This window comes from Solwaraspora sp. WMMD1047 (assembly GCF_029626155.1).
GTDB lineage: Bacteria > Actinomycetota > Actinomycetes > Mycobacteriales > Micromonosporaceae > WMMD1047.
Genome location: NZ_JARUBL010000001.1, coordinates 5,228,437 through 5,244,114 on the forward strand (window position 1 = coordinate 5,228,437; position 15,678 = coordinate 5,244,114).

Consider the following 15,678-nt stretch of genomic DNA (forward strand, 5'->3'; position numbering starts at 1 on the left):
GCCGACCAACCCCCGCCAGCCTAGTCGGCGCGGGCGGCCGATCGCCCCGGTGACCTCCCCCACCGGAAACCGTGGGCCGGAGGCTTAAGGTACGGGCATGTCGCTGCACGGTTGGAACACGATCCTGGTGCTCGGCGGGATCCGGTCCGGAAAGTCGGAGTTCGCCGAGGAGCTGGTTGGTGACGCCGGAAACGTACGGTATGTCGCTACGGCCGCTGCCCCCGGCGCCGATGATCCCGAGTGGATCGCCCGGATCGAAACGCACCGGCAGCGACGACCGGAGAACTGGACCATCGAGGAGACCAGCGCCGACCCGGCCCGGCTGATCGAGGTGATCTCGGCCGCCGGTCCGGCCGACACGCTCCTGGTCGACGACCTCGGCGGCTGGGTCACCGTCCTGCTCGACCCCGCCCACCAGCCGGCCGACGACGTCGCCACGATCGCGGAGCTGGCCGCGGCGGTCGCCGCCTGCGCGGCCCGGCTGGTGCTGGTCAGCTCCGAGGTGGGGCTGTCGATGGTGCCGCTGACCCCGGTCGGCCGGGCGTTCGCCGACGCGCTCGGTTCGGCGAACCGCGCGCTGGCCGACGCCTGCGACGCGGTGGTGCTGGTGGTCGCCGGCCAGCCCGCCTGGCTCAAGCCGACCCAACCGGCCCAAGCAGCGCAAGCAGGTCAGGTGGCTCCACCGGCTCAACCAGTCGAAGAAGCCCCGGCAACCCCGGCACCGGTCGAGCCCAGGCCGGCGGTGCTCACGCCCAGCGTGCCGCCGGCCGAGCCCAGTTCGCAGGCGCCCGCCGCGTCGGAGATCAGCACGCCGGCCGCACCGGATGCCGGCTGGGCCGCCCCGACGATGAGCCTGCCGGTGGTCGCCACCGGCCTGGTGATCCAGCCGGCGATGGAGCTGCCGATGCCGGCCGAAGCGGCCGGCGCCGACGCCCTGGACCGGCTGACCACCCTCGACCTCCCCGGCGCCGGCCTGGGCAACCTGGCGGAGGTGGTCAGCTTCGCCGCCGCCACCCAGGGCACCCCCGCACCGGAGCCGTGGCGGTCGGTGCGGGTCATGCTGCTGCACGGCGACCATTCCGGCGGCGCCGCCGCCGGCACCGTCCCCGGCGAGTCGACCCGCCGGGCCGATCTGGCGCGCTCCGGCGAGGGTCCGCTGGCCCGGCTGGCCGCCGAGGCCGGCGCCACCCTGCAGGTGATCGACGCGCCGACGGCCGCGCCGATCGAGGCCGGTCCCGCGCTCGTCGATACGGCGATCGACGCCGCCCTGCGGTTCGGCTGGCAGCTCGCCGAGGACGCCGTCGAGGCCGGCGTACGGGTGATCGTGTTGGGCGCGTGCGGCGCCGGTAGCGAGACGGCCAGCGCCGCCGTGCTCGCCGCCACCGCCGGCGCCGAACCGGCCGCCGTGCTCGCGCGGGTGCTCGCCCCGGGCGGCCTGGTGGACGACACCGCCTGGATGGTCCGGTGCGCCACCGTCCGGGACGCCCTGCACCGCACCCGGCGCGGTACCCGCACCGCCAAGGAGGTCCTGGCGGAGCTGGGCGGCGGCGACATCGCGATCGCCACCGGCATCCTGCTCGGCGCGACCGCCCGGCGTACCCCGGTGCTGCTGGACGGCCCGGTGGGCGTCGCGGCCGCCCTGATCAGCCGGGACCTGGCCGGGCAGGCCCGGCACTGGTGCCTGCTGGCCGACCACGGCGGCCACCCGACGGTGCGGCACGCCGCCGACGTTCTCGGCCTGACCCCGCTGTTCGACCTGCGGCTGGACCTCGGCGAGGGCGCCACCGCGCTGGCCACCCTCCCGCTGCTGCGGTCCGCGCTCGCGCTGGCCGCCACGCTGCCGGTGCACCCGGCGCTCGCCCCGACCACCGAGCCGGAGTCGGACGGCTGGCAGCCGGAACCGGCCGACGACGAGCCGGCCGGGCCGACCGACGCCCGCCCGGACGACAACCGCGCGGACGTCGACCGAGCGGACGTCGACCGAGCGGACAAGAACCGCGCGGACGACAGCGAGTTCATCGAGCCGGAGCCGGCCGGTCCTGGCCCGGCCGCCGCCGACCGGCCGGAGGCCACCGGGGAAGCGGCCGGCAACGGCGGGCGGGCGGCGTCCGATGTACCGGCCGGCGGGACAACGGCACCGCACGGTGCCTGACGGCCGGCTGTCGGCCGGCGTCCGGTTGGCGCTGACCACCTTCACCATCGCCCCGCTGTCGGTGCGGCGGGTGGACCGGTCGACGGCCGCGGTGGCGATGACGCTGGCGCCGGCCGTCGGCGCGCTGCTCGGCACACTGCTCGGTGCGGTGCTGGTCGGGCTCGTGGCGGCCGGCGCACCCGCCGCGGTGGCCGGGGCGGTGACCGTGGCGGCCGGGGCCCTGCTGACCCGGGGTCTGCACCTGGACGGCCTCGCCGACACCGTCGACGCGCTCGGCTCCTACCGCACCGGCGCCGACGCGCTGGCGATCATGAAGAAGCCGGACGTCGGCCCGTTCGGCGTCGCGGCGCTGGTGCTCGTACTCCTGATTCAGGCCGGCGCGCTCGCGGCGCTGGCCGGCCGGTCCTGGCCGGCGGCCGTCCTCGGGGTGGCCGCCGCCGTGGCGACCGGCCGGCTGGCGGTGAGCTGGGCCTGCCGGCGCGGCGTTCCCGCCGCCCGCCCCGACGGCCTCGGCGCGCTGGTCGCCGGCACGGTCGGCGGGCCGGCGCTGGTGGTGGCGACGGCCGCCGTCGTCGGTCTGGCGGTGGCCGCGGTGCCGGGCCGCCCGTGGCACGGGCCACTCGCCGTGGCGATCGCCGTCGGCACCGTCGGGCTGCTGCTCCACCATGTGGTACGCCGGTTCGGCGGGATCACCGGCGACGTGCTCGGCGCCGCTGTCGAGGTGGCCACCACGCTGGTCTACCTGGGACTGCTGCTGACCGGCTGATCCGGGCCGGCGAGCCGGGTAGCGTTTCAGAGCAGGAGACAACACCGGCACACCGTCGAGTGGGAGCAGCTTTCATGATCATTACCGACGACTTCCTGCCCGTGCCGGTGCCGGAGTCCCTGACCGCCACCTACCTGGTGCCCATCCGGGGTCGGCTGGACGTCCCGCCGGCCGAGGCGGTCGCGGCGCTCGGTGGGCGGCTCTCCGCACCGGTCCGTGACCTCGCCCGGCAGCTGCTGGCCAGCCCGCTGATGTCGGTCGACACCCGCCCGATCAGCGACTTCCCGCATCTGCCGCCGGACCTGCTCACCGCGTTCGGCGCCACCGCCGAGCAACTGGACCGGCTGGCCGCGGCGACCAGCCTGGTGGTGGTCCAGGCCAGCTACCGGCCCGGCTGGCCGCCGGCCCACGAGTGGGGCGCCCGCGCGGTCGCCGCCGCCCTCGCCGAGGCCGCCGGCGGTGACCTGGTCGACGTCTTCGGCCTGCAGTTCCTCGATCCCGCCGCCGCCCTGCGCTCGCTCCCCGACGACGAGGGGCGGATCCGGCTGGTCGACTGGGTGCTGGTCCCCTACTCCTCCGACGACGGTGGGCTCTGGTTCACCACCAAGGGCCTGCGCCGCTTCGGCCTGCTGGAGCTGCAGACGCAGGGGGTACCGGCCCACCTGACCCGGGCCTGGGGCGCGGTGATGACCGGGGTGGCCCGGCGACTGCTGCGGACCTGGACCGACGGGCTGGCCGAGCCGGAGGTGCCGGCGTTCGTCCAACTTCCGGTGCTGACCGCCGTGACCGGCCACGACATCGCGGTGGCGTACGGGAACCCGCAGCAGCACGAGACCTCCGGACCGGCCCTGCTGCGGCTCGAACTGGACCCGGCCACCGATCCGGAGGCGGACTCCTTCCTGTCGCTGCGCCCGCCGGGCAACTCCGACGGCGGCGGCGGCCGCTACTTCGCGACCGTCTGCGCCACGCTCTTCGGCGAGACCGGCTCAGACGTGCGCTACGCCCGGCCGGACGACGCGATGTCCCGGGCGATCGCCACCGCCCGCGACGGCCTGCCCGGCATCCGGGAACGGTTCCTCGCCGACACCCTCCCCGACGAGGTGCAGCTGCTGGTCAAGTACGGGCTGCCCACCGAGGAGGGGCCGGAGTTCGTCTGGGCCGGGGTCACCTCGTGGGCCACCCCGGAGCGGATCGTCGGCGCCAGCGCGAGCGACGCCGCCGCCGACCCGGCGGTGCGGATCGGCCAGCCGGTCGTGGTGGACGCGCTGGACGTGATCGACTGGGCGCTCGTCGACGGCACCGGCGTCGTCGAGGGCGGCTGGACGCAGGCCGTCCTGGACGCCGGCGAACGCAACTGACCGACCCACCCGGCGGCTCGGCCGGTCGGGTCGGTCAGCGTACGGACGGTTCGACGAACGGTGGCCGGACCACCCGCATCGCCGACCGGCGACCCCGCACGTCGACCTCCACGGTCGACCCCTCGGCCAGCCCGGCGTCGGTGGCCAGCAGCGCCAGCCCGATGCCGACCCGGCGGGTCGGCGAGAACGTTCCGCTGGTGACCTCGCCGACCGGCTGGTCGCCGGCGTACACGGTCATGCCGGGGCGTGGGATGCCCCGGTCCTGGGCCGCCAGTCCCCACAGCAGCCGGCGCGGCCCGGCGGCCCGCTCGGCCAGCAACGGCTCCCGCCCCCAGAAGGCGGGCTTGTCCCAGCCCACCGCCCAGCCGGCCCGGGCCTGCACCGGGGTGATCTCCAGGGACAGATCCTGACCGTGCAGCGGGTAGCCCATCTCGGTGCGCAGGGTGTCGCGGGCGCCCAGCCCGCAGGCGCGCAGGTCGTACCCGGCCCCGGCGGCGAACAACGCGTCCCAGACCGCGGTCGCCGCGGCGGCCGGCACGACCAGTTCGTAGCCGTGCTCGCCGGTGTACCCGGTCCGGCAGACCACCAGCGGCACGCCGGTGGCGGCCGCGGCCAGGGTGGCGGTCGAGAAGCTCATGTAGCCGTGCCCGGTGGGCAGGTCGAGGGCGCCGAGCAGGTCGGCCGAGGCCGGCCCCTGCACGGCCAGCACCGCGTACGCCTCGTGCTCGTCAGTGACGCGCACCCCGGCCGGCGCGGCGGCGGCCAGCCGGCGCACCACCTCGGCGGTGTTCGCCGCGTTGGGCACCAGGAAGACGTGGTCGTCGGCGTGCAGGTAGGCGATGATGTCGTCCACCACCCCACCGGACGCCTGGTCGCAGCAGAGCGTGTACTGCGCCCGTCCCGGCCCGATCCGGCCCAGGTCGTTGCTGAGGCAGGCGTTGACGAAGTCGGCCGCGCCCGGTCCCTGGATCCGCGCCTTGCCCAGGTGGGACACGTCGAAGACCCCGACGCCGGACCGGACGGCGGCGTGTTCCTTGAGCACGCCGCCACCGGCGTACTCCAGCGGCATGGACCAGCCGCCGAAGGCGGCGAACTTGGCGCCGAGCTCGGCGTGCCGCTCGTGCAGGGGGGATCGGCGCAGCTGGTCGGGCGGGGACTCGTCGGTCATGGGTCGAAACCTACCGGTGGATCATCGCCTGGATAGCATCGGTGGGATCCCGGCGGCGACAGTCGGCGGGACAGATTCCGATTCCGGCAGGTAGGTTGCGCCGGAGACCACCGTCACCGGCCGCTCACAAGGCGGCCGGTCAACCCCGCCGGAGACGCCGAGTGACACCGTCCAGCACCACCCTGAGCCTGGTCGACACGGACCCCGCCGAGCTTGCCGTCGACGCCATCGTGATCGGTCTGCACAGCCGCACCGGCGCCGAGGAACCCGCCGGCGGGCCGGCCGGGTTCGCCGGCACCCTGCTGCTGGCCACCGGCGCGGAGAGCATCGCCGCCGCGTTCGACGGACGGCTCACCGAGACCCTCGCGCTGCTCGGCGCGACCGGCGCGGCCGGCGAGGTGATCAAGCTCGCCACCCTGGGTACGGTGACGGCGCCGCTGGTCGCGGCCGTCGGTCTCGGGCCGGAGCCGACCGGTGCGGCCCCGCCACCGGAGGCGCTGCGCCGGGCCGCCGGGTCGGCGATCCGCGCCCTCGCCGGGGCGGAGCGGGTCGCGTTGGCGCTGCCGATCCCGGACGACGAGGACGCCCCGGCCGCTCTCCGGGCGCTCGCCGAGGGCTCGTTGCTGGGCGGTTACCGGTTCGCCGGCTACAAGACCCGGCCCCAGCCGAGCCGCCGGCCCGCGGTCGGCTCGATCGCGGTGCACGTCCCGGACGCCGCCGACCCGGCCGCCGGGGCCGAGCTCGCCCGGGCGGCGGTGGTCGCCGCCGCGGTCAACCAGACCCGCGACTGGGTGAACACCGCCCCCAACGAGCTGCGCCCGCCGTCGTTCGCCACCGCGATCTCCGACGCCGCCCGGGCCGCCGGCCTCACCGTCGAGGTGCTCGACGAGCAGGCGCTGGCGGCCGGGGGCTACGGCGGAATTCTCGCGGTCGGGCTGGGCTCGTCCGCGCCGCCCCGGCTGGTGAAGCTGAGTTACCAGCCGGCCGGCGTGCCGGACGGCTCCGCCAAGCGGGTCGCGCTGATCGGCAAGGGCATCACGTTCGACACCGGCGGGTTGTCGATCAAGCCGGCGCAGGGCATGTGGGAGATGAAGTCCGACATGGCCGGCGCGGCGGCGATCGCCGCCACCATGCTGGCGGTGGCCGAACTCAAGCCGGGCGTGGCGGTGCACGGCTACCTGCCGATCGCGGAGAACATGCCGTCGGGCACCGCCTACCGGCCGGGCGACGTGGTGACGATGTACGGCGGCAAGCGGGTCGAGGTGCTCAACACCGACGCCGAGGGCCGGATGGTGCTGGCCGACGCGATCGTCCGGGCCTGCGAGGACGGCTGCGACTACCTGCTGGAGACCTCCACCCTGACCGGTGGCCAGGTGGTCGCGCTGGGCAAGCGGGTCGCCGGCCTGATGGGTACGCCGGAGCTCTGCGCCCGGGTGCAGGCGGCCGGCGACGCGGTCGGCGAGCCTGCCTGGCCGATGCCGCTGCCGGAGGACGTACGCAAGGGCATGGATTCGGACGTGGCGGACATCTCGCAGGTGAACTCCGCGATGGACCGGGCCGGGCACATGCTGCAGGGCGGGGTGTTCCTGCGCGAGTTCGTCGCCGACGAGGTGCCCTGGACGCACATCGACATCGCCGGCCCGAGCTATCACACCACCGAGCCGACGGGGTACTGGGTCAAGGGCGGCACCGGGGTGCCGGTGCGGACCCTGCTGCACCTGCTGGAGGAGATCGCGGCCGAGGGCTGACCGGCGCGGGCCGGCCCGCCCGCCGGGCCGGCCCGACCGCGTCAGCTCGGCGCCCGCTTGCGCCGTTCGTTGTAGTCGCGCATCCGCTGCGGGTAGCCCACCAGCCGTACGTCGTAGATCGGGATCGCCATCTTGTGGGCGAACCGCCGGGCGCCCTCCGGCCCGTCGATGCGCCGGCGGGTCCACTCCCCGTCATGCGCGATGAGCATCACGGTGGTCTCGGTCACCGTGGTCCGGGGTTCGATGAACGCCTCCACCCCGCGCCTGGACCGGATGAACTGCTCGAGGTGCTCCAGATCGCCACGGTTCGCCGGTCGGTCGCCACCGCCGCCAGCAGCGCCACCTGACTTCTTCCGCCGCCGAAACAAGGCCACCCGAACGTCTCCTCCCCGAGCATCAGCACCGCCCATTGTCGGCGACTTCCGGCAAGCCTACGTCCCATTGACGTGTCGTTGGGCACCTCGTTACGCGGGCCGCATCGGCAAGTGACAAGATGACCGAGGTGGAAACTCTGCGGCCGGCCGGCGGTTGGACCGAAAGGTCGGTTGGTGGTAGCGACGCGACCTGGGAGTGAACTGTGAGCCAGCCGGACGGCGGAACCTTCGACCTGGTCATCCTCGGCGGTGGCAGTGGCGGCTACGCGGCCGCCCTGCGGGCCGCCCAACTGGACCTGTCGGTGGCGCTGATCGAGAAAGGCAAGCTCGGCGGCACCTGCCTGCACCGGGGCTGCATCCCCACCAAGGCGCTGCTGCACGCGGCCGAGATCGCCGACCAGACCCGCGAGTCCGAGCAGTTCGGGATCAAGGCCGAGCTGGTCGGGGTCGACATGGCCGGGGTCAACTCGTACAAGGACGGCGTGGTCGGCCGCCTCTACAAGGGCCTGCAGGGGCTGATCAAGAGCGCCAAGATCACCGTGGTGGAGGGCACCGGCAAGCTGGTCGGCCCGGACACCGTCGAGGTCGACGGCACCCGCTACACCGGCCGCAACGTCCTGCTGGCCAGCGGCTCGTACTCGCGCTCCCTGCCCGGCCTGGAGATCGACGGCGAGCGGGTGATCACCAGTGAGCACGCGCTCCAGCTCGACCGGGTGCCCGCCTCGGTGGTGGTGCTCGGCGGCGGCGTGATCGGGGTCGAGTTCGCCAGCGTCTGGCGCTCGTTCGGGGTCGACGTCACGATCGTCGAGGCGCTGCCCCGGCTGGTGGCCGGCGAGGACGAGGAGTCCTCGAAGGCCCTGGAGCGGGCCTTCCGCAAGCGGGGCATCGTCGCCAAGGTCGGCAAGCGGTTCGAGCAGGTCGAGCGGACCGACTCCGGGGTTCGGGTGACGATCGCCGGCGGCGAGACGATCGAGGCCGAGCTGCTGCTGGTCGCGGTCGGCCGCGGCCCGACCACCGACGGCCTCGGCTACGACGAGCAGGGCGTCAAGATGGACCGCGGTTTCGTGTTGACCGACGAGCGGCTGCGTACCAACGTGCCGAACGTCTTCGCGGTCGGCGACATCGTGCCGGGTCTGCAGCTGGCCCACCGCGGCTTCCAGCAGGGCATCTTCGTGGCCGAGGAGATCGCCGGGCTGAACCCGGCGGTGATCGACGAGAACGGCATCCCGCGGGTCACCTACTCAGACCCCGAGCTGGCGTCGGTCGGCCTCACCGAGGCCAAGGCCAAGGAGCAGTACGGCGCGGACAAGGTCAAGACCTACAACTACAACCTCGGCGGCAACGGCAAGAGCCAGATCCTGCGGACGGCCGGCTTCGTCAAGCTGGTCCGGGTCGACGACGGCCCGGTGGTGGGCGTACACATGGTGGGTGCCCGGGTCGGCGAGCTGGTCGGCGAGGCTCAGTTGATCTACAACTGGGAGGCCTACCCGGCCGAGGTGGCGCAGCTCGTGCACGCCCACCCCACCCAGAGCGAGGCGCTGGGCGAGGCGCACCTCGCGCTGGCCGGCAAGCCGCTGCACGCGCATGGCTGAGCAGAGAATTCCGCGGCGTCCGGCGGCGACCGGGCGAGCTACGCACCAGGCCACAAAGGAGTCTTGAGAGATGCCGGTATCGGTCACCATGCCTCGGCTGGGCGAGAGCGTCACCGAGGGCACCGTCACGCGCTGGCTCAAGCAGGAGGGCGACCGGGTCGAGGTCGACGAGCCGCTGCTGGAGGTCTCCACCGACAAGGTGGACACCGAGATCCCCTCCCCCGCGGCCGGCGTGCTGAGCCGGATCGTGGTCAGCGAGGACGAGACGGCCGAGGTCGGCAGCGAGCTGGCGGTGATCGACGGCGAGGGCGACGCGGCTGCGGCAGCGGGCGGCCAGGACGCCGACGAGTCCGCCGCGGCCGAGCCGGCACCTGCCGAGTCCGCCGAGCGCGAGCCGGCGGCGGCCGAGGGCGAGCCGGCCCAGGATGAGCCGGCCGACGCCGAGCCGGCCGACGCCGACGAGCGGCCGGCCGACGCCGGTCAGGCCGGCGCGGCGGGCGGCGAGAGCACCACGGTGACCATGCCCGCTCTCGGCGAGAGCGTCACCGAGGGAACGGTGACCCGCTGGCTCAAGGAGGTCGGCGACACCGTCGAGGCCGACGAGCCGCTGCTGGAGGTCTCCACCGACAAGGTCGACACCGAGATCCCCTCCCCGGCCGCCGGCACCCTGCTGGAGATCCGGGTGCCGCAGGACGAGACCGCGCCGGTCGGCGCGGAGCTGGCCGTGATCGGCGCCGAGGGCGCCACCGCCCAGCCGAAGACCGAGCCCAGGGCCGAGCCCAAGACCGAGCCGGCCGGGCAGCAGCCGGCGCCCGAGCCGGCCGCGGAGCCCGAGGCCGCCGCATCTCCGGAGCCCACGTCCGGGCTGTCGTACGGCGAGCCGGCCCCGGAGACCGAGCAGTCCGACCAGCCGGCCAAGACCGAGCGCGCCGCCCAGCCGGCACCCGCCTCGGCTGGCCGTCCGGCCCAGCCGGCGACCAACGGCGAGGAGGTGGCCAGCTACGTGACGCCGCTGGTCCGCAAGCTCGCCAGCGAGCAGGGCGTGGACCTCGCCGCCGTCACCGGCACCGGGGTCGGCGGTCGGATCCGCAAGCAGGACGTGCTGGCCGCCGCCGAGCAGGCCAAGGCCGCCGAGCAGGCCAAGGCGGCCGAGCCGGCGAAGGCCGAGCCGCAGGCCGCGGCCGCGCCGGCGGCGAAGGCCCAGCCGAGCCCGATGCGCGGCCGGACCGACAAGATGCCGCGGATCCGCTCGGTGATCGCCAAGCGGATGCTGGAGTCGCTGCACGGCTCCGCGCAGCTCACCACCGTGGTCGAGGTGGACGTCACGAAGGTGGCGAAGCTGCGGGCCCGGGCCAAGGACGAGTTCCTGGCCCGGCACGGGGTGAAGCTCTCCTTCCTACCGTTCTTCGCGCTCGCCGCCGTCGAGGCCCTGCAGACCTATCCGATCGTCAACGCCCGGATGGACATGGAGGCGCAGACCATCACCTACCCGGAGGCCGAGCACCTCGGGATGGCGGTCGACACCGAGCGTGGCCTGATGGTGCCGGTGATCCACAACGCCGGTGACCTGAACCTGGCCGGTCTGGCCCGGCGGATCGCGGACCTGGCCGAGCGGACCCGCACCAACAAGATCAGCCCGGACGAGATCGCCGGTGCCACCTTCACGCTCACCAACACCGGCAGCCGGGGCGCCCTCTTCGACACGCCGATCGTGGCGGCGCCGCAGTCGGCGATGCTGGGCACCGGCGCGGTGGTCAAGCGTCCGGTGGTGCTCTCGGACCCGCAGCTCGGCGAGGTGATCGTCCCGCGCTCGATGGTCTACCTGGCGCTCTCCTACGACCACCGGCTGATCGACGGCGCCGACGCGGCGCGCTTCCTCACCGCGGTCAAGCAGCGGCTGGAGGGCGGCAACTTCGAGTCGGAGCTGGGCCTTCCCCAGGGCTGACCCGACTACGTTCCTCGGGCCCGGACGCCACCCCTGTCCGGGCCCGAGGCCGTTTCCCGGGGCAAACTGCGATTCGGCTCTCGCTGCCTTGCGCGTCCGTTCTGCCCGGGGTGGACGAAGATACCTACATGCGGATCCTCATCGCCGGCTCGTCCGGCTTCCTGGGCACCCGGCTCTCCGGCCACCTCAGCGCGGCCGGCCACGAGATCGTCCGGCTGGTCCGGCGCCCACCGCGATCGGCGGACGAGGTCCGGTGGGACCCGGCCGCCGGCCAACTCGACCCCACGGCGTTGTCCGGTGTGACCGCGGTGATCAACCTGTCCGGCGCCGGGGTCGGCGACCGGCGGTGGACCGAGGCGTACAAGAACCTGCTGCGCACCAGTCGGGTGGACAGCACCGGCACGTTGGCCGCCACGATCGCCGGCCGGCCCGCCGACGACCGTCCCCGGGTGCTGCTCAACGCCTCCGCGATCGGCTGGTACGGCGACACCGGCGACCATCCGGTCACCGAGGAGGCCCCGGCGGGCGACGGGTTCCTGGCGGACATGTGCCGGGTGTGGGAGGCTGCCACCGGCCCGGCCGAGAGCGCCGGCGTGCGGGTGGTCCGGCTGCGCACCGGGTACGCCCTGCACCGTGACGGCGGTTTCCTCAAGCCGCAGCTGTTGCCGTTCCGGCTCGGCATCGCCGGCCGGATGGGCAGCGGCCGGCAGTGGCTGCCGTGGATCTCGCTCGCCGACTGGCTGGCCGCCGTCACGTTCCTGCTCGACCGCGACGACGTCGCCGGCCCGGTGAACGTGGTCGGCCCGGCGCCGGTCACCAACGCCGAGTTCACCCGGGCGCTCGCCGCCGCCCTGCACCGGCCCGCGGTGCTCCCGATTCCCGGGCCGGCGCTGCGGATCGCGGTCGGCGGGCTGGCCGCCGACATCCTGACCAGCGCCCGGGTCCTGCCGGGCGTGCTGTCCCGGGAGGATTTCGCCTACCGGCACCCGGACCTGCCGTCGGCCCTGCAGGCCGCCCTGCACGACTGACACGGCTCGCCCCGCCGACCTGGCGGATCGGCGGGGCGGTGACGGCGGGCGGGGTCAGCAGTCGCGCAGTTCCGGTGACTGGTTGCGGATCTGGGCGAGCGGCGAGATGAACCGCTGGTAGGTCTGGCCGCCCACGGCGGCGAGCTTGAACGCCGCCACCCGGTGGCAGTTCTGGAACGCCAGCTTCACGCCGAAGTGCCGCTCCAGGCCGCCCCGGATCGCGTCGCTGGCCAGCGCGCGCAGCAGCTGCCCACGCTCGGTCTCGCTGGGCGGCGGCACGGCGTGGTCGGCGAACTCGGCCGGCGTCGCCGCGGCGCGGGCGGCGACCTCGGAGACCACCGCCCAGGCGTACGGCAACGACCGCCGTACGCAGTCGACGAACTCGGCGTCGTCGACCTGGCCTGCCTCGGCCCGCTCCAGCAGAGCGGCGGGTACGTCGAGGGACATCTCTTCTCCTTCACGTTCTTCGGTTGCACGGTCGTTCGGATGGTTGTGGGGCGGTTCAGCTCCGCACGGTCGCCCCGATGGCGTCGGGGCCGAGCACGAACTCCGGGTCGATCTGGTCGGCGAGGTCCTCGCCGACCCGGTCGTTGGCCCACGCTCGCGCGTTGCGCAGGTGGAACTCCACGGCCTGCCGGGTGTAGGCGGGCCAGTCCTTGGCGCAGCCGTCGACGGTGGCCCGCATCAGCTCCAGCGTCCGGCGGTTCGCCGGTTCCAGGGTGTCGAGCGGGCGGGGCGTGCCGCGTTCGGCGTCCTTGACGTAGCCGGACCGGCCGATCCAGCCGAGCAGGTCGGCGCCGACGTGCTCGCGCAGGAACGCCACGTCCGACTCGTCGTCGACCTTGTTGCCGACCACCCGCACCCGCACGTCGTGGTCGCGGGCGTAGCCGACGTACTGGCGGTAGACGCCGACGCTGCGCAGGGTCGGCTCGCAGACCAGGAAGGTCAGGTCGAAGCGGGTGAACAGCCCGGAGGCGAACGAGTCGGCGCCGGCGGTCATGTCCACCACGACGTACTCGCCGGGGCCGTCGACGAGGTGGTTGAGCAGCAGCTCCACCGCGCCCACCTTGGAGTGGTAGCAGGCCACCCCGAGGTCCTCGGTGGCGAACGGGCCGGTCACCGCGAGCCGCACCCCGCCGATCTCGCGGACCAGCGCGTCGTAGAGCGGGTTGCGGTCGGTGACGGTGAGCAGTCGGGAGCCGCGGCCGGGCGGGGTGGTCTTGACCATCGTGGCGGCCGACGAGATCCGCGGGTTCTCGCCGCGCAGGTACTCCTTGATCTCGACCAGGTGGTCGCCGAGGGCGGGCAGCAGGACGGCCTCGTGCTCGTCCGCGCCGAGGGCGGCGGCCAGGTGCTGGTTGATGTCGGCGTCGATGGCCAGCACGGCGGCCGGCGGTGACGCGGCGAGCTGCCGGGCGAAGAGCGCGGCGAGCGTGGTCTTGCCGCTGCCGCCCTTGCCGACAAAGCAGATCTTCACGGTACGGGTTCCTCCAGGAAGTCCGGCTGATACCGGAAATCATTACCATCTGTATTGGAAGTCATTTTCAGTAGATTCGTCAAGGTCCGCGTCCGGTTCGGCGTGTCGGGCCACGGTTGGTAACCTCCGCCCGTGCCGATCGCCCCCACCGTGCAGACCGAACCGGCGCCGGAGGGACCCGGCTCGCCGACCCGCGCCCGCCCGGACCGGCGCCTGGACCTGGCCGCCGTCGCCGCCGCGGTGCTCCTCGCCGGCTGGGTCACCAGCGGGCTGTGGCCGGACCCGGCGGCCCGCGCGATCACCGTCAACTCCAGCGACCAGGCCCTCTTCGAGTGGCTGCTGGCCTACGGGGCGCACGCGCTGACCCACGGCGAGAACCCGTTCTTCACCCACCTGCTCAACGTCCCGGACGGCGTCAACCTCGCCGTCAACACCTCGATCACCGTGTACGCCGTGGTCTTCGCGCCGCTGACCTATCTGATCGGGCCACCGGCCACCTTCGCGGTGCTGCTCGCCGGCAACCTGGCCGGCTCGGCGATCGCCTGGTACTGGCTGCTCTCCCGGGTCCTGCTGCCCGGCCGGACCGGCGCCGGCGTCACCCCGCGCGGACAGGTCGCCGCCCTGGTCGCCGGGTTCTTCATCGGGTTCGCGCCGAGCCTGGTCTCGCACGCCAACGGACACCTGAACTGGAGCGCCGGCTGGCTGGTGCCGCTGCTGATCTGGCGGGTGCTGAAGCTGCGCGAACCGGGCCGCTGGCTGCGCAACGGGCTGATCCTCGGCGTCCTGGTCGCGGTCGCCTTCTCGATCGCCGCCGAGGGCCTCTTCTTCACCGCGCTGGCCTGCGGCGTCTTCCTCGGCACCTGGGCCGCCGCCCCGGCGGTCCGGGCCGAGGCGCGGGCCGCGCTGCCCAGCCTGCTGCGCGGTCTCGCCGTCACCGCGGCCACCGCGGGCGCGCTGCTGGCGTACCCGCTCTGGATGCACTTCCTCGGCCCGCAGCGGTTCCACGGCACCGGCTTCGACCCGGTCATCCACGCCGAGGACATCGCCGCGTACGGGGCCTTCCCGCAGCGGTCGCTCGCCGGGCTGGCCGGGCTGGGCACCTCGCTGGCGCCGAACCCGACCGAGGAGAACTCCTTCCTCGGGCTGCCCCTGCTGGCACTCGCGGTGGCCTGCTTCGTGCTGCTGTGGCGGGCCGCCGACCCCGGCCACCGGGCCACCCTGCGGGCGCTGGGCGTCAGCGTCGCCGTCTTCACGGTGCTCTCCTGGGGGCCCCGGGTGAAGATCTTCGGCGAGCACACCGACCTGCCGCTGCCGTACGCGCTCCTGGGGCACCTGCCGGTCTTCAACGCCGCCCTGCCGGCCCGGCTGGCGATGGTGGTCTCCCCCCTGCTCGGCATCCTGCTGGCGTACGCGGCGCTGCTGCTGCTCACCGACCCGCCGCCCCGGCCGCGGCGGCTCGGCTGGGCGGCCGGCTACGCGGCGGCGCTGCTGCCGCTGCTGCCGGTGCCGCTGCTGACCGTCGAGCGGGCGCCGGTGCCGGCGTTCATCACCTCGGGGGTGTGGCGGGAGCACGTCTCGCCCGGCGGCGTGCTCACCCCGCTGCCGCTGACCCTGGACGTCTCCCCGGACGGGCAGCGCTGGCAGGCGTACGCGCTGGCCGACCGGCAGGGCGAGTTCGCGATCCCAGCCGGCTTCTTCCTCGGCCCCGGCGGCCCCGGCGGCCGGGGCCGGATCGGCCCGGTCCCCCGCCCCACCGACGAGTTGCTGCAGCAGGTGGCCCGCACCGGCGTGGTACCGCCGATCGGCGAGGCGGAACGGGCCGCCGCCCGTGAGGACCTGCGCTACTGGCGGGTGGAGGCGGTGGTCCTGCCGGACCGGGTGCACGGCGCCAAGTTCCCGATCCACGTCGACGCCCTCCGCCAGACCGCCACCGCCCTACTCGGCCCGCCCACCCGCGTCGCCGACGTCGACCTCTGGCGCCCACCCACCTGAGACCAACCGTGATCGCGACGGGATCACAGGGTCTGGCTGGGTGGGGTGGGAGTTAGGGTGGGGGTGTGATTAGCGAGG

General features: G+C 74.3%; 12 protein-coding genes. 8 read left to right on the forward strand and 4 right to left on the reverse strand.

The annotated features are described in order from the left end of the window. Positions 1–97 precede the first annotated feature (97 nt). From O7627_RS23670 to O7627_RS23680, 3 genes are all read left to right on the forward strand, one after another. The gene (locus O7627_RS23670; RefSeq protein ID WP_278095679.1) at positions 98–2,152 is read left to right on the forward strand and encodes a bifunctional adenosylcobinamide kinase/adenosylcobinamide-phosphate guanylyltransferase; all 2,055 of its coding nucleotides are present in this window, start codon (positions 98–100) and stop codon (positions 2,150–2,152) included. Then, a complete protein-coding gene (locus O7627_RS23675; protein ID WP_278095680.1) occupies positions 2,145–2,918 on the forward strand; it encodes an adenosylcobinamide-GDP ribazoletransferase in 774 nt (257 codons plus the stop codon). Before O7627_RS23670 ends, O7627_RS23675 begins: the two co-directional genes overlap by 8 nt. Before the next feature lie 74 nt (positions 2,919–2,992). Continuing rightward, complete coding sequence (locus O7627_RS23680) at positions 2,993–4,276, forward strand: DUF2314 domain-containing protein (RefSeq protein WP_278095681.1); 1,284 nt, start codon at positions 2,993–2,995, stop codon at positions 4,274–4,276. A gap of 34 nt (positions 4,277–4,310) precedes the next feature. Here O7627_RS23680 and gcvT read toward each other — a convergent pair whose 3' ends face one another. Then, on the reverse strand, positions 4,311–5,444 hold the full coding sequence (gene gcvT, locus O7627_RS23685; RefSeq protein WP_278095682.1) for a glycine cleavage system aminomethyltransferase GcvT: 1,134 nt from the start codon (positions 5,442–5,444) through the stop codon (positions 4,311–4,313). 161 nt (positions 5,445–5,605) lie between these two features. Between gcvT and O7627_RS23690 the strand changes: the two genes are divergently transcribed. Further along, a complete protein-coding gene (locus O7627_RS23690) occupies positions 5,606–7,192 on the forward strand; it encodes a leucyl aminopeptidase (protein WP_278095683.1) in 1,587 nt (528 codons plus the stop codon). Positions 7,193–7,233: 41 nt separating this feature from the next. Here O7627_RS23690 and O7627_RS23695 read toward each other — a convergent pair whose 3' ends face one another. Next, positions 7,234–7,560, reverse strand: coding sequence for a hypothetical protein (locus O7627_RS23695; protein WP_278098408.1), 327 nt, complete (start codon positions 7,558–7,560; stop codon positions 7,234–7,236). A gap of 209 nt (positions 7,561–7,769) precedes the next feature. On the opposite strand from O7627_RS23695, the gene lpdA reads away from it, so the two are divergent. The 3 genes from lpdA to O7627_RS23710 all read left to right on the forward strand — a co-directional run bounded on the left by lpdA (position 7,770) and on the right by O7627_RS23710 (position 12,131). Continuing rightward, positions 7,770–9,158, forward strand: coding sequence for a dihydrolipoyl dehydrogenase (gene lpdA / locus O7627_RS23700; protein WP_278095684.1), 1,389 nt, complete (start codon positions 7,770–7,772; stop codon positions 9,156–9,158). A 70-nt stretch (positions 9,159–9,228) separates the two neighbouring features. Beyond that, the gene (gene sucB / locus O7627_RS23705) at positions 9,229–11,103 is read left to right on the forward strand and encodes a 2-oxoglutarate dehydrogenase, E2 component, dihydrolipoamide succinyltransferase (protein ID WP_278095685.1); all 1,875 of its coding nucleotides are present in this window, start codon (positions 9,229–9,231) and stop codon (positions 11,101–11,103) included. Positions 11,104–11,231: 128 nt separating this feature from the next. Further along, positions 11,232–12,131 (forward strand): TIGR01777 family oxidoreductase, encoded by a 900-nt coding sequence (locus O7627_RS23710; protein WP_278095686.1) that lies wholly within the window; start codon positions 11,232–11,234, stop codon positions 12,129–12,131. A gap of 54 nt (positions 12,132–12,185) precedes the next feature. Here the strand turns inward: O7627_RS23710 and O7627_RS23715 are convergent, their stop codons facing one another. Together O7627_RS23715 and O7627_RS23720 are read right to left on the reverse strand one after the other, a co-directional pair. Continuing rightward, positions 12,186–12,578 carry an SCO5389 family protein gene (locus O7627_RS23715; protein WP_278095687.1) on the reverse strand — a complete coding sequence of 131 codons (393 nt, stop codon included), beginning with the start codon at positions 12,576–12,578 and terminating at the stop codon, positions 12,186–12,188. 55 nt (positions 12,579–12,633) lie between these two features. Continuing rightward, the gene (locus tag O7627_RS23720) at positions 12,634–13,608 is read right to left on the reverse strand and encodes an ATP-binding protein (RefSeq protein ID WP_278095688.1); all 975 of its coding nucleotides are present in this window, start codon (positions 13,606–13,608) and stop codon (positions 12,634–12,636) included. 213 nt (positions 13,609–13,821) lie between these two features. On the opposite strand from O7627_RS23720, the gene O7627_RS23725 reads away from it, so the two are divergent. Beyond that, a complete protein-coding gene (locus O7627_RS23725) occupies positions 13,822–15,600 on the forward strand; it encodes a DUF2079 domain-containing protein (protein ID WP_278098409.1) in 1,779 nt (592 codons plus the stop codon). Positions 15,601–15,678 lie beyond the last annotated feature (78 nt).

Bases quoted from the DNA above. Each gene is read 5' to 3' on its own strand.
- O7627_RS23670 (WP_278095679.1), top strand. From the start codon at position 98: ATGTCGCTGCACGGTTGGAACACGATCCTGGTGCTCGGCGGGATCCGG.
- O7627_RS23680 (WP_278095681.1), top strand. From the start codon at position 2,993: ATGATCATTACCGACGACTTCCTGCCCGTGCCGGTGCCGGAGTCCCTG.
- gcvT (WP_278095682.1), bottom strand. From the start codon at position 5,444: ATGACCGACGAGTCCCCGCCCGACCAGCTGCGCCGATCCCCCCTGCAC.
- sucB (WP_278095685.1), top strand. From the start codon at position 9,229: ATGCCGGTATCGGTCACCATGCCTCGGCTGGGCGAGAGCGTCACCGAG.
- O7627_RS23710 (WP_278095686.1), top strand. From the start codon at position 11,232: ATGCGGATCCTCATCGCCGGCTCGTCCGGCTTCCTGGGCACCCGGCTC.
- O7627_RS23715 (WP_278095687.1), bottom strand. From the start codon at position 12,578: ATGTCCCTCGACGTACCCGCCGCTCTGCTGGAGCGGGCCGAGGCAGGC.